Genomic DNA, 13,168 nt, shown 5'->3' with positions numbered 1-13,168 from the left:
AGTCACCCCTGCCACACGCCCTCTTTGCGCAGATCGTCCATGGTCCGCGAAATGCCTTCGCGCAGGATCGCCACCATGTCGTCGATCTGCTCTCGCGTGATGATCAGCGGCGGCGACATCACGCACATGTTGATCAGCGGCCGGACCAGGAGGCCGAGTTCGTGGCAATGCGCGTCGATGCGCTTGCCGACATCCTTGTCGAGCTGCAGCGGATCCTTGCTTTCGCGGTCGGCTACGCACTCGACGCAGCCCATCAGGCCCATGCCGCGGACTTCGCCAACCAGCGGCAGTTCCTCCAGCGTCTTCAACTGCGCCTGGAAATAGGGCGCGACATCGCGCGTGTGGGCCAGCACGCTGTCTTCCAGGATATCGAGGTTCTTCAGCGCCACCGCGCAGCCGATGGGATGACTGGTATAGGTCAGGCCATGGCCGAACATCGCATCGGGATGGTTGGAACGGCGCATTTCCTGAAGCAGCCGCTCCGAGATGATGACGCCGCCAAGCGGGAAATAGCCTGATGTAACGCCCTTGGCGAAGGTGATCATGTCGGGGTCGATGCCGAAGCCATCGCCGGAGGCAAAGACATGGCCGAGCCGCCCGAAGCCGGTCACCACCTCATCGGAGATATAGAGGATATCGTTGTCCCTGCAGATTTCGCGAATGCGCTTGAGATAGCCATCCGGCGGCACGACGACGCCGCCGGATGCCTGCACCGGTTCGCCGACGAAAGCACCGATCTTCTCTGCGCCGACGCGGGCGACCGCATCGCGAAACTGATCGACCAGGAAATCGCAGAAGGCGGCGATGTCAATGCCTTTCGGCCGCCGGAACGGGTCTGGCGAGGACAGTTTGACGACCAGATCGTCGGCGCCGTCCATCCAGTCGCGGTCGCGCGGCCGGCCGTTGAGCGAGGCCGACAGATAGGTCGAGCCGTGATAGGCGCCGCCGCGGCTGAGGATCAGCTTCTTTTCCGGCCGCCCGCGCACATTGTTGTAGAACTGCATGAAGCGCAGTGCCGTCTCGACAGCCGACGATCCGCCGGTGGTGAAGAAGGTATGGCTGAGATCGCCCGGCGCATGATCGGCGAGGCGCTTGGCGAGCTCGGCCGACGGCGCATTCATCGTATACCAGGGCGTGTTGTAGGACAGCATCATCGCCTGGTCGTACATCACCCTGGCCAGCTCCTCGCGGCGGTGGCCGACATTGATGCACCACATGCCGGCCGGCCCGTCGATCAGTCGCTTGCCTGTTACATCGGTGAGGTAGATGCCATCGCCCTCGCCGATCAGCGCACGCGCTTCATTGCCGACCGAGCCGGCATAAGGCCAGGGCTGGATGAGATGGCGCTTGGCCAGCTCGACCGCATCGCCACCGTCAGCCATTTCCATCGCTCTTAGGTCTCTTGCAGCCGCCATCATTGCCTCGCATCGTCTGAGCGTAATTTCACCGGACAGAAAGCGAAGCGCCAAGGGCAGGAAAGCCGGCTTTCTTCACTTCATTTTGAATGTCCGTTCAATCAATATTACAGAAATAGCGCTTGATTTCAATGCACGGATGCGCTCATGATGAAAGAAAGCCGGCAAGCTTGAGCGCAACCAGCAAAGCGCGCTCCGCAAAAATTGGGAACAGGCAGCCGGCCCGGTCGATGGGAGCATCATGGCGGAACAGTTCGAGCCAGCAACCGAGATCACGCCCGGGTCGCTGCAATGACGGTAGCTGCCGAAGGGGTGCCCACGCGGCGCATGACGCGAGCAAGGCGAAACGCCCTTCTGCAGTCCGAGTCCGTCCAGGGCCTTGCCCTGATCAGCCCGACCTTGGTCTACGCTTTGATCCTGCTGCTGGTGCCGATCCTGGTGGTCTTCGCCCACTCCTTCTGGACGCAGAACTACCTCACCATCGACCATACATTCACGCTGGAGAATTATCGCATCGCGCTGACCGAGCCGATCTACCGCGATCTGCTCTGGCGCTCGCTCTACATTTCGCTGACGGTGAGCTTTTTCACCGTCATCCTCGCCTATCCGATCGCCTATTTCATCTCGTTCCATGGCGGTCGCCACAAGAGCCTGTGGCTGTTCCTGATCACCATCCCGTTCTGGACCAGCTATCTCCTGCGCGTGATGTCATGGAAAGTCATCCTCGGCTATAATGGCGTGCTGAATTCCGGCCTGATGGGCCTCGGCATCATCGACGAACCATCGACCGCGCTACTCTACAATTCCAGCGCCGTCATCATCACGCTCACACACGCCTGGGCGGCCTTTGCCATCCTGCCGATCTTCGTTTCGCTCGAGAAGGTCGACCGCACCTTGGTCGAGGCTGCCACCGATCTTGGCGACGGCCCGCTGCGCTCCTTCCTGCGCGTGACGCTGCCGCTGTCGGCGCCGGGCGTCATCTCGGCCGCTCTCATCGTCATGATCCCCACCGTCGGCGACTACGTCACCGCAAGGCTGGTCGGCGGCAAGGATGGCGTGATGATCGCCAATGCCATCGAGTCGCAGTTTCACAAGGCCTCCAACTGGCCACTCGGCGCGGCACTGTCCGTGACCACCATGCTGGTCGTGACGCTGATGGCGGGCGCCACCGTGCTCATCATCCGCGCGCTGCAGAGGCTGGCGCGATGACGGCGAGGCGGCGCCTTTTCCCCGGCGGCTGGCTGTCCGCCTACGCCCTCCTCTACGTCGTCTTTCTCTATCTGCCGGTGATCTTCCTGCCGATCTTCTCGATCAACACCGCGCCGACGCCAAAATTTCCTCTCACCGGCTATACGCTGAAATGGTACCAAGACCTGCCGAAGACGCCGGCGCTGCTTGACGCCGCCTGGAACAGCCTGATCGTCGGTATCTCGGCATCGGTGCTGTCGACGCTGCTCGGCATCCTCGCCGCCCGCTCGATCACCCGCTACCGCTATCCCGGCCGCCGCACAATCAATGGCCTGATCATGGCGCCGCTGGTGCTGCCGGAAATCATCCTCGCCATCTCCATGCTGCTGGTCATGCTGCAGTTAGGCCTAAGCCTGTCGCTGTTCACCGTCGTGCTCGGCCATGTCCTGATCTGCATTCCCTATTCGATGACGGTGCTGACCGCCGGTTTCGAGGGCTTCGACCGCAGCCTCGAAGAAGCCTCCGCCGATCTCGGCGAGAGTGCCTTCGGCACCTTCCGGCGGGTGACGCTGCCGATGGTGGCGCCGGCGATCATTTCCAGCCTCCTGGTCTGCTTCACCATCTCGCTCGACGAGTTCGTCATCGCTTTCTTCCTGACCGGCACCGAGACGACGCTGCCGATCTATATCTGGGGCCAGTTGCGCTTTGCCGCCAAGCTGCCGGGTGTGTTGGCGCTGGGCACGCTGCTGCTGGTTGCCTCTTTCGTTTTGATGACCGTTGCCGAGATCCTGCGCCGTCATGCGGCCAGACGCACCCAGAGCGAGGGAGGCCTCTATGCCTGAGCAGTCCCGGGCCGAACGGCCTCAGGATGAGCCATCCAAGCAAGATAAGTCCGAGCGGGCCCAATCTGATCGACCCCAAACCGACCGAGCAATGATCGAAATCCGCAGCGTTACCCGCAGCTATGGGGCGTTCAAGGCGCTCGACGACGCCTCGCTGACCATCAAGGAGGGCGAATTCTTTTCGCTGCTCGGCCCTTCCGGCTGCGGCAAGACCACGCTGCTGCGCATGATTGCCGGTTTCGACAACCCGACCAGCGGCTCGATCTCGGTCGGCGGCCAGTCGATGGAAGGCATCCCGGCCAACCGCCGGCCGACCAACATGGTATTCCAGAGTTATGCCATCTTCCCGCATCTCAATGTCGAGCAGAATGTCGCCTATGGGCTGAAACGGCTCAGGCTGGGAGGAACGGAAGAAAAGCGCCGCGTCGAGGAAGCGCTGGCGCAGGTGTCGCTCACCGGCCTCGGCAAACGCCTCGCCACCGAGCTTTCCGGCGGCCAGCGCCAGCGCGTGGCGCTCGCCCGCGCCTTGGTGATGCGGCCCAAGGTGCTGCTGCTCGACGAGCCGCTGTCGGCTCTCGACAAGAAATTGCGCGAGCAGATGCAGGTCGAACTGCGCCGCCTGCAGCAGGCGGTCGGCATCACCTTCGTGCTGGTCACCCATGACCAGTATGAGGCGCTCGCTATGTCCGACCGCATCGCCGTAATGTTCGGCGGCAAGATCGCCCAGGTCGCCTCGCCCAAGGAAATCTACCAGCGGCCGGTCAACCGCCAAGTCGCCGATTTCCTCGGCGGCATGAATTTCGTAAAAGCGCAGATCATAGAGGAGAATGCCGCCTCGCTGGTCGTCGACACGCTGGGCTTCGGCCGCGTCAGGACCGACAAGCCGAAGGCCTTCATGCGCAATGGCGGCGGCGCCACTCTGGGCATCAGGCCGGAGCGATTGCGCGTGCTGTGGCACGATGCGACGGCGAAATTCGAAGTGGCCGGCAAGGTGGTCGAACGCCACTATTTTGGCGAGATCACCCACCTGATCGTCGAGATACCCGGATTGGAAAAGCCACTGTCGGTCACCGAGACCAACGACTTCGGCGCCGACGATATCCCCGTCGGCACTTCGGTCCGCCTCGGCTACGATCCCGAGGCCCTGGTGGCGATGGCGGACTGAGCATGATCCCGAAAAGTGGGAACCGATTTTCGGAATAAGATCATGCTCCACTAAGAATTTTAAGTTCCGTCGCGATCTGTTTGGCTGCGATCCGCCCCATCACGATGGCGCCTTCGACATAGCCCGGGAATGACGGCGACAGTTCCGACGATGCTAAATGAACCGGGGCAGCGCCGGCACGGATCGTGCGCTCGGCATCCCGTGCCGTCACATCGACAATTAGGTCGCTGTAGGCGCCGCCGCTCCAGCGGTCATCGATCCAGTCGCGCTGGCTGAAATCGATAATGCCGGCCGCCTCCGGGCCAAGGGCATCAACGAGCCTTGCCGTGACCTCCGCACGCAGCGCCGCGTCCGCGAGCGGACGCCAACGCAACGCCAGTGGTCCGCCGACGAAGACGACCAGCGCGGCATGTTGCGCATCCTTGCTGGCGTCACAGGCGAACAGGCCCGGCAGGTCGCGCCACATCACCATGCCGCACAGGTCGCGCTCGCGCCAGAACGGCGTGGGATAGCGCACCAGGATCTTGATCACCGCACCGCTTTCCCAGACGCCGAGCGCCTTTGCGAGAGCCGGCGGCAGAGCGGGCGCGAAATCCAGCTTCGCGGCCGTCGCCGGCGGCAGCGCGACCAGCACTTTTCGCGCTTCGATGGCGCTGCTTGCCGAGACGGCACGAACCCCTTGCGGCCCGTGCTCGATGCGCGTAACCGGCTCGTTCAGCCAAACCCTGTCGCCGAGATCTCCCGCCATGTCCTCGGCCAGCGACTGCATGGTTTCGAGCAGCGAATATTGCAGCTCGGGCACCTCGTTGGTGATGCGGCGGTCATTGTCGATGAGGTACCACAGCGGCACCTTGTCCATCGCCAGGCACCACAGGCCTTCGATCATCGAGCGGAAAGCCGTCTTGGCGTCAGTGGGATCAGGCTGGCGTTCGAGCCAGGCGGCAGCGCTCATGCCGGCGATCGAGGGATCGTCCGGCTCGATCGCATTCATCCGCTCGCGGATTGCCATCGCGCCATGATAGGTCCGTTCGGCCTCTTCGACCGACAGCGACGGATGGGTGATGAAATCGCCATTCACATAGGTTTCGACGAAGGCCTTGCCACGGGACGCGGCCAGCGCCGTCACCTCCGGCATGTCTTCGCAGAAAAACTGGCCGCCGCTGTCGATGCGCTCGCCAAGCCCGTTGCGAATAGCCTCGACCCTGCCGCCGACGCGGTCGCGTGCTTCGAGCAGCACGACATCGATGCCGGCCTTTCTCAGCTCAAGCGCAGCCGACAGGCCCGTGAAACCGGCGCCGACGATGACGACATCGGTTCTTTCAGTCCTGTCGCTCAATAGCCGGCCTTGATCTTCTCGAATTCCGTGACCATGCGCTGCTTGAGCTCAGGCGGCACCGGCTGCTGGAACAGCGTCTTGTCCAAGAACTTGTCGAGATTGTCGAAGCCACGGTCGCTCAGCACCTGATGGTCGATCGCGGCCATCCCGGCGCTGTTGCCGTGGCCGTAGCCGAAGGTCTTGACCAAGTAATCGGACACGGCATGCGCGTTGACCGCACTGAGGAAATCATAGGCCTGATCGAGCTTGCCCGGCGCATCCTTCATCAGCACATAGCCGCACACCCAGGTGGATATGCCTTCCCTCGTGTCGCGGTTCATGGCGATCGGCATGCCTTGGCCCTTGAGCGTCACGAAGGTCTCATTCCAGCCCCAGACGAGGTCGACCTCATTGCCGGTAAAGGCCTGGTTGAGGTCGGTGTCGTCGGTCCAGTAAAAGCGGACGTTCTTGTGGACGTCACGCAGGAAGGCGGACGCCTCCTGGAACTGCGCGTCGGTCATCTTGGTCCAGTCCTTGAGGCCGATGACCAGGCTGGCCAGCGCATAGGCGTCATCGACATTGTCGCCGATGGTGACGCGGCCCTTGAATTTGGGATCGGCGAAAATCTTCAGCGACTGCGCTTCCTCCGCCGTGACCTTGTCGGTGCGGTAGAGCAGCGAAGTGTTGCCCCAGTCGAACGGCATGAACCAGGCCTTGCCGTCGGCGGTGACGGCGAGATCCTTCATCGCCATGATGCCGGGATTGAGATCCTGCCAGCCGGCGATCCGGGAGGTGTCGAGCGGCTGCAGAATGCCGGCCGCGCGCCACTTGGTCACGCTTTGCGAGCAGGGGTGGGCGATGTCGGCCTTGAAGCCGGCGCGCATCTTCTGGAACGCTTCCTCCTCGTCGCCGAAGAAAGCAAAGGTCGGCTCGGCGCCGTATTTGGCGGTGTAGTCGGGGTGCAGCAACGGATCTTCATAACCCGACCAGTCGAACACGACGAGGTCTCCGCCGCCTTCGGCATAAGCAAGCACGGCGCCTGCGCCGACCGTAAGGGCGGCAGCAAGAGCAAGGCGGCGAAGCATGGAATTCATGGCGCGAAACTCCTCATCGCGAAAAGCGGCCGGGCGACGTTACGGAATTTCAGCGGCCTTGGCGAGACCGTCTGCCCGGCGCACTGACAGGCAGACGGAGGAAGCCGGACAGAGCTTTAGTACCCCGCCTTGATCTTCTCGAATTCGGCGATCATCTTGAGCTTGAGCGACGACGGCACGGGCGATTGGAACAGGGTCTTGTCGACGAATCTCTGCACATCGTCATAGCCCTTTTCTTTCAGGATCGCCGGGTCGACGCCGGCCATGCCCTTGGCGTTGGCCTGGCCATAACCCCAGTCCTTGACCAGCACCTTGGCGGTCTCGGGATCGTTGATCGCGTTGAGGTAGTCATAGGCCTTGTCGACATTGCCGGGTGCGTCCTTGAACAGCACGTAGCCGCAGACCCAGGTCGAGATGCCTTCGTCCGTATCCTTCTTGGACTTGATCGGCACACCGGCAGCGACGGATTGTACCGTGGCATCGTTCCATGCCCAGGCGAGATCGACCTCGCCGCCGCTCAGCAACTGGACGACGTCCGTGGTATCGGTCCAGTAGGAGCGGACATTCTTGTGCACCTGGCGCAGGAAGTCGGACGCCTGCTTGAACTGGTCGTCCGTCATCTTGGTCCAGTCCTTGAGCCCCATGGCAAGGCTGGCCAGCGCATAGGCGTCGTCGACATTGTCGCCGATCGAGACCCGCCCCTTGAACTTGGGATCGGCGAAGGCCTTCAGCGACTGCACATCCTTCGCGTCGATCTTGTCGGAGTTGTAGGTGAGCTGGGTGTTGCCCCAGTCCCACGGCATGAACCAGGCCTTGCCGTCCGAAGTGGTGGCCAGATCCTTCATCGCCATGATGCCGGGATTGAGATCCTTCCAGCCGGTGATCTTCGAGGTGTCGAGCGGCTGCAGCAGCCCCGCCTCGCGCCACTTTGTCACGCTCTGCGAGCAGGGATGACCAAGATCGGCCTTGAAGCCGGAGCGCACTTTTTCGAAGGCTTCGTCCTCGTCGCCGAAGAAGGCGAAGGTCGGCGAGTCGCCGTTCTTCTCGACATATTTGGGGTGGAAGCTCGGGTCCTCATAGCCGGACCAGTCGAACACGATCAGGTCCTTGTCGGCGGGGACCGCAATCGCCGCGGCCGAACCAGCCAGCGTCGCCGTCAGCGCCAATGTCAGTGTCAGGCGTCGGGCTATTCTTTTCATGCTGTTCCATCCTCTTTGTTTCTGATTGTTCGCTCCGGCTTGGATCCGCCGGTTGTTGTCAACGTCCGCTGTCCGGCGGGTAGTGCTTCGGAAAGGCGGCCGACAGGAATTCGTTTGCCGCCTGTAGCGCGCTCTCACGGGTGACGTCCTCGGTCCCCATCATCAGCCGCAGCCACAAGCCCTCCAGCATGGCGCTGAGCGCCAGCGCCATGACCTGCGGCTCATAGCCATAACCACCGCCCTGCTTGAGCGTGGCACAGAGGTCGATGAAGATCTTCTGGTAGGCCGCGTCGCGCGCGCCGCACAGCGCCTGGTAGGTCGGCCGCGACTTGGCCTCGCCCCAGAACGCGCACCACGCCGCGAGCTTGCGCTTGTTGCAGATCGAACGGTCGAAATCGGCGGCGACCAGCGCCCGCAGCTGCCGGGCTGGATCCTCGCCGGCCTTGGTCAGCGCGACGCGCCAATGCGCCGCATATTCGTCGGCCATATAGGCCAGCGTGGCGACGAGCAGCTTCTCCTTGCTCTCGAAATGGAAGTTGACGATGCCGCGCGACAGGCCGGCGCCGTCAGCGACATCGGCCATCGTCGTTTCCGAATAACCGCGCTTGGCCAGCGAATCGATGGTCGCTTCGATCAGCTGCTGTTGCCTGACCTCCTTCGACGCCTTGCGGCCGCGTTTTTCCGGCTCGGTTTTTCCAGACGTGTCGGAGGATCGCTCTTCGCGCGCTGCAGCTTTCATCGGTGCCGTCATGCTCCACATTGCCGGCTATCCCACCACAGCCGGCTTCCACCCGCGAAGATGAGTGGGACGGTGCTCGCCACTGTCAAGCACCTTCTGCATGGCTTCCCAGGTCTTGATGTTCTTGTCGACATAGGCCGCTCCGACCGCGACTGCCGCCGTCTCGTAGAGCGGGCCTTCAGCCTTTCCAGCTCGCCGCGTGCGACCTCGCGGTACCAAGAATTGCGGTCCTTCACAGTGACATCGGCAAAGCCGGCGCTGCGCATCGCTTGCGCATAGCGTGCCGGCGAGGCCATGGCGAAGGACAGGCCTTCGGCCGCGACATAGGCCTTCATCTCAGATGACGGCTCGCCGTCATGGCCGATCAGCCAGTCGGAGGCGGCAAGGACGCCGCCCGGCTTCAGCACGCGGAAGATTTCCGCAAACAGCGCGTCCTTGTCGGACACGTGCACCAGCGCATCCTTGGAGAAGACGACATCGAACGAAGCGTCGGCAAAAGGCAGCGGCCCCGGCGGCGCCTGGACGAAGCTGGCGCGGTCTGAAAGCCCTCGTGCAGCGGCATGCTTTCTGGCCGCCTCGATCACCGGCCGCTCGATGTCGAAGCCGGTGGCATGAGCAGCACCGTGGCGCTCCACCAGATGCAGCGCGATGCCGCCGGAGCCGCAGCCGATGTCGAGGATCGTCTTGCCCCTGAGCGACAGCCCTTCGACCACCCGGTCGACCTCGTCTGGTCCGCCCGGCGACAGATAGCCCTCGCCCCACAGCGCCTCGAGGAAGCGGATCGCGGCGTCGTCATATTCCGGCTCGCCATCTGCCGTTTCGATCATCAGACCTTAAGTCCCGTCAGCCGAATTGCGCAGGTTCGAATGCCGGCAAAGCGTAGCGTATTAACAGGAAAACGCAATATCATTTGTTGAACATTCATTCAGAATGGCTGGACAGAATAGCCGCTGCCGTGCCAAATTCCGCGCATTCGGCGACAAATCACGCGAAAATGAAGGGTCGAGCACCATGAAGGCTGGGCGCGAATGAAAGCTTGGGATGCGATCGTCATCGGCGGCGGACACAACGGCCTGGTCAACGCCTGCTATTTGCAACGCGCCGGGCTCGACGTGCTGGTGGTGGAAAAGAACGACTGGGTCGGCGGCGCCGCCACCAGCCGCGAGCTGACGCCGGGCTTCCTCTACTCCAACTGCTCCTATGTCTGCTCGCTGTTTCGCCCCGAGATCATGCGCGACCTCGAACTGCCGCGTCTCGGCTTGCAGGTTATTTCCTATGAAGGCGGCGCCGTGTTCACCCGCGACGGCGACTACCTCGCCAACTACCGTGACCACGATGCGCACCGGCGCGAATTCGCCCGCTTCTCCAGGCGCGACGCGGAGGCCTATGACCGCTATTCGCGCGACGTGACGCGGCAGTGCCGTTTCATCCAGCCGCTGCTGATGCGCACCGCACCGGACCCGGCCAGTCTCAAGCCGCGCGACCTCGGAGAGCTTCTCTATCTCGGCAAGAAATTCGTCGGCCTGTCATCAGAAGAAATGGCGCTGACGCTGCGCTTCTGGACCATGTCGATCTCGGAATTCCTCGACGAATATTTTGAGACCGATGTCATCAAGGCGAACTTCGCTTTGTCCGGCATTATCGGTACCGCGCTCGGGCCGATGTCGCCCGGCACAGCCTACGTGCTGCTGCACCATTATATGGGTGAGGTCGACGGCTCGGTCGGCGCCTGGGGCTATGCGCGCGGCGGCATGGGCGCCGTCACGAAGGCGCTCGCCGCTTCCTTCAAGGCGTCCGGCGGCGCTATCCGCACCGGCGCCGAGGTCGACCATGTGCTGGTGAGCCGAGGCAAGGCCAAGGGCGTGGTGCTGGCCGGCGGCGAGGAGGTCTACGGCAAGCTCGTCGTCTCCAACGCCGACGTCAAACGCACATTCCTGAAACTGGTCGAGGAGAAGGAACTGCCCGACATTTTCCTGCGGCGGGTCAGGAACTTCAAGATCCGCGGCTCCTCCGGCAAGGTCAACATCGCGCTGGATTCTCTGCCGGAATTCCCGGCACTGCCGAAGGATTCACCCGTTTATCGCGGCGACATGCATTTCACCGATTCCATGGAGCGCATGGAGCGCGCCTATGACGACTGGAAGGTCGGTCGCTGGTCGGCCGACCCATTCCTCGACATGGTCATCCCAACGACGCTCGACCCGACCATGGCGCCGCCGGGCAAGCATTTCATGAGCTGCTTCGTGCAGTACGCACCGCCCAAGGTGAAGGGCCAGGACTGGACCGATGCCGACCGCGACGGTTTCGCCGAAAGCGTAGTTGCGCAGATCGCCGAATACTCGCCAGGCTTCCGCGACCGCATCGTCCATATGGAGGTGCGCACGCCACGCGAGATCGAGGCCGAGGTTGGGCTGACCGAAGGCAATATTTTCCAGGGCGAGCTGACCTTCGACCAGCTGCTGTTCAACCGGCCGGTGCCGGGCTACGCACAATACCGCTCGCCGGTCGGCGGGCTCTATATGTGCGGCTCCTCGACACATCCCGGCGGCGGCGTCATGGGCGCACCCGGCCGCAATGCGGCAGCCGAGATCCTGCGCGACCTCGCCAAATCGACCTCCCATATGAGCGCGGCCCATGACGTCATTTGATGCCATCATCATAGGCGGCGGCCATAACGGCCTTGTCGCTGCCGCCACTCTGGCCAAGGCCGGCCGCAAGGTGCTGGTGCTGGAAGCGGCCGGCGATGTCGGCGGCGCGGCGCGCACCGAAGAGTTTGCGCCGGGTTTTCGGGTCTCCTCGATCGCGCATGTGCTGAACCGCCTGCACCCCGACGTGGTGAAGACATTGGAGCTGGAGAAACACGGGCTGCAGGTCACCCGTACAGACTTCATGCCGTCGGTCGCCTTGGCGAAGGACGGCCCGCCGCTTGTCCTGCACGGCGCCTACGGCGAGGTGCTGACCGGTTCCACTCCGTCCGAGCAGTACGCCTGGAGGGAATTGCGCGCGCAACTCATGCGCTATGCCGGCATCCTGAAACCGTTCCTGTCGCGGCGCCCGCCCGATCTCGGTGGCATGTCGCTGCTTGAAACCGCAGCGCTCGGCCAGACGGCCGCGGCGCTGAAAAAGCTCGGCAAGGAAGACATGCGCGACTTCCTGCGCGTTCTCCTGATGAACGTCGCCGACCTGCTCGACGAGCAGCTTGCCGATATCAGGCTGAAGGGCCTGCTTGCCTTCGACGCCACGCTTGGTAGCCATCTCGGTCCGCGCTCGCCGACCTCCCTGCTCGGCCTCTACTATCGGCTGGCCGGCGAGACCGGCGGCAAAACCGGCGCGCAGATGCTGCCGAAAGGTGGGATGGGTGCAGTCGTCGCCGCGATCCGCGCGGCGGCGGAGAAAGCCGGCGTCACCATCCGCACGGCAGCGCCCGTGGCCAGGATAGTCGTCGAGAAAGGCCGCGCCGTCGGCGTGACCCTCGACAGCGCCGAGGTGCTGCACGCCAGAACGATCGTCTCCGCCATCAACCCGGCGACCACCATGCTCGGCCTGGTCGGGTCACGCGAGATCGGCACCGGCTTCGTGCGCAAGGTGAAAAACATCCGCATGAGGGGCGACGCGGCGAAGCTCCATCTGGCGCTCAATCGGCCACCGCAATTTTCCGGCGTCGACACCGATAATCGGAAGGGCCGTCTGGTTATCGCGCCCTCGCCCGACCATGTCGAGCGCGCCTTCAACCCGTCGAAATATGGCGAGTTCTCAGCCGAACCAGTGATGGAGATCACACTGCCGTCGCTCTCCGACCCGTCGCTCGCGCCAAGCGGCGCCTGTGTACTGTCGGCTGTCGTGCAATACGCGCCTTATGCGCTGAAAGAGGGTTGGGACGCCGGCAAGCCGAAATTCCTCAGAGCTGTTATGGCGCAGCTCGAAGCCTACGCCCCCGGTATCGGCAAGTCCGTGCTGCATGCCGAGCTTTTGACGCCAGCCGATATCGAAGCCAACTGCCGCATGCCGGGCGGCCACTGGCACCACGGCGAATTGCAGGCCGACCAGATGTTGATGTCGCGGCCGGTCTCCGGCTGGTCGGGCTACGACACGCCGATCGAGGGGCTGTTCCTGGCCGGCGCCGGTTCGCATCCAGGCGGCGGCGTTTCGGGTGCTCCCGGTTTGAATGCGGCGCGGCGCATCATCGCGATGAAGGGATGATCGGATGTTTC

11 protein-coding genes are annotated in these 13,168 nt (G+C 63.2%); 5 read left to right on the top strand and 6 right to left on the bottom strand.

Translation table 11 applies throughout. The features are described from left to right. Positions 1 to 2 precede the first annotated feature (2 nt). Positions 3 to 1,415, bottom strand: a complete 1,413-nt coding sequence (locus tag NKJ80_RS19045) for an aminotransferase (RefSeq protein WP_352498128.1) — start codon at positions 1,413 to 1,415, stop codon at positions 3 to 5. A gap of 291 nt (positions 1,416 to 1,706) precedes the next feature. Between NKJ80_RS19045 and NKJ80_RS19040 the strand changes: the two genes are divergently transcribed. From NKJ80_RS19040 to NKJ80_RS19030, 3 genes are all read left to right on the top strand, one after another. Then, positions 1,707 to 2,624, top strand: coding sequence for an ABC transporter permease (locus tag NKJ80_RS19040; RefSeq protein ID WP_023806551.1), 918 nt, complete (start codon positions 1,707 to 1,709; stop codon positions 2,622 to 2,624). Next, positions 2,621 to 3,445, top strand: a complete 825-nt coding sequence (locus NKJ80_RS19035; RefSeq protein WP_023690125.1) for an ABC transporter permease — start codon at positions 2,621 to 2,623, stop codon at positions 3,443 to 3,445. Before NKJ80_RS19040 ends, NKJ80_RS19035 begins: the two co-directional genes overlap by 4 nt. A 91-nt stretch (positions 3,446 to 3,536) precedes the next feature. Further along, positions 3,537 to 4,610, top strand: coding sequence for an ABC transporter ATP-binding protein (locus NKJ80_RS19030; protein WP_352498127.1), 1,074 nt, complete (start codon positions 3,537 to 3,539; stop codon positions 4,608 to 4,610). A 40-nt stretch (positions 4,611 to 4,650) separates the two neighbouring features. On the opposite strand, the gene NKJ80_RS19025 is transcribed toward NKJ80_RS19030, so the two are convergent. The 5 genes from NKJ80_RS19025 to NKJ80_RS19005 form a co-directional block, all read right to left on the bottom strand. Beyond that, positions 4,651 to 5,946: a flavin monoamine oxidase family protein gene (locus NKJ80_RS19025; protein ID WP_023831997.1), complete on the bottom strand. Its 1,296-nt coding sequence runs from the start codon at positions 5,944 to 5,946 to the stop codon at positions 4,651 to 4,653. Next, entirely contained in the window at positions 5,943 to 7,019 is a 1,077-nt protein-coding gene (locus NKJ80_RS19020; RefSeq protein WP_023690122.1) for an extracellular solute-binding protein, read from the bottom strand. Before NKJ80_RS19020 ends, NKJ80_RS19025 begins: the two co-directional genes overlap by 4 nt. 116 nt (positions 7,020 to 7,135) lie before the next feature. After that, entirely contained in the window at positions 7,136 to 8,218 is a 1,083-nt protein-coding gene (locus NKJ80_RS19015; RefSeq protein ID WP_023690121.1) for an ABC transporter substrate-binding protein, read from the bottom strand. Positions 8,219 to 8,276: 58 nt separating this feature from the next. Beyond that, positions 8,277 to 8,957: a transcriptional regulator BetI gene (gene betI / locus NKJ80_RS19010; protein ID WP_023690120.1), complete on the bottom strand. Its 681-nt coding sequence runs from the start codon at positions 8,955 to 8,957 to the stop codon at positions 8,277 to 8,279. Between the two features lie 8 nt (positions 8,958 to 8,965). After that, complete coding sequence (locus NKJ80_RS19005; RefSeq protein WP_352498126.1) at positions 8,966 to 9,784, bottom strand: class I SAM-dependent methyltransferase; 819 nt, start codon at positions 9,782 to 9,784, stop codon at positions 8,966 to 8,968. 201 nt (positions 9,785 to 9,985) lie between these two features. Between NKJ80_RS19005 and NKJ80_RS19000 the strand changes: the two genes are divergently transcribed. Further along, entirely contained in the window at positions 9,986 to 11,605 is a 1,620-nt protein-coding gene (locus NKJ80_RS19000; protein WP_352498125.1) for a phytoene desaturase family protein, read from the top strand. Then, the gene (locus tag NKJ80_RS18995; RefSeq protein WP_023748362.1) at positions 11,592 to 13,157 is read left to right on the top strand and encodes a phytoene desaturase family protein; all 1,566 of its coding nucleotides are present in this window, start codon (positions 11,592 to 11,594) and stop codon (positions 13,155 to 13,157) included. The genes NKJ80_RS19000 and NKJ80_RS18995 overlap by 14 nt, the downstream gene beginning before the upstream one ends. Positions 13,158 to 13,168 lie beyond the last annotated feature (11 nt).

The sequence above is a fragment of the Mesorhizobium sp. M0030 genome (assembly GCF_040323695.1).
Classification (GTDB): domain Bacteria; phylum Pseudomonadota; class Alphaproteobacteria; order Rhizobiales; family Rhizobiaceae; genus Mesorhizobium.
The sequence above is the reverse complement of the archived record's forward strand: the minus strand, read 5'-3'. Positions and strand labels throughout refer to the sequence as shown.

Excerpts from the sequence above, each read along its gene's own strand:
- NKJ80_RS19020 (WP_023690122.1), bottom strand. The coding sequence starts at position 7,019 with ATGAATTCCATGCTTCGCCGCCTTGCTCTTGCTGCCGCCCTTACGGTC.
- NKJ80_RS19015 (WP_023690121.1), bottom strand. The coding sequence starts at position 8,218 with ATGAAAAGAATAGCCCGACGCCTGACACTGACATTGGCGCTGACGGCG.
- NKJ80_RS18995 (WP_023748362.1), top strand. The coding sequence starts at position 11,592 with ATGACGTCATTTGATGCCATCATCATAGGCGGCGGCCATAACGGCCTT.
- NKJ80_RS19035 (WP_023690125.1), top strand. The coding sequence starts at position 2,621 with ATGACGGCGAGGCGGCGCCTTTTCCCCGGCGGCTGGCTGTCCGCCTAC.
- betI (WP_023690120.1), bottom strand. The coding sequence starts at position 8,957 with ATGAAAGCTGCAGCGCGCGAAGAGCGATCCTCCGACACGTCTGGAAAA.
- NKJ80_RS19040 (WP_023806551.1), top strand. The coding sequence starts at position 1,707 with ATGACGGTAGCTGCCGAAGGGGTGCCCACGCGGCGCATGACGCGAGCA.
- NKJ80_RS19005 (WP_352498126.1), bottom strand. The coding sequence starts at position 9,784 with ATGATCGAAACGGCAGATGGCGAGCCGGAATATGACGACGCCGCGATC.
- NKJ80_RS19000 (WP_352498125.1), top strand. The coding sequence starts at position 9,986 with ATGAAAGCTTGGGATGCGATCGTCATCGGCGGCGGACACAACGGCCTG.
- NKJ80_RS19045 (WP_352498128.1), bottom strand. The coding sequence starts at position 1,415 with ATGGCGGCTGCAAGAGACCTAAGAGCGATGGAAATGGCTGACGGTGGC.
- NKJ80_RS19030 (WP_352498127.1), top strand. The coding sequence starts at position 3,537 with ATGATCGAAATCCGCAGCGTTACCCGCAGCTATGGGGCGTTCAAGGCG.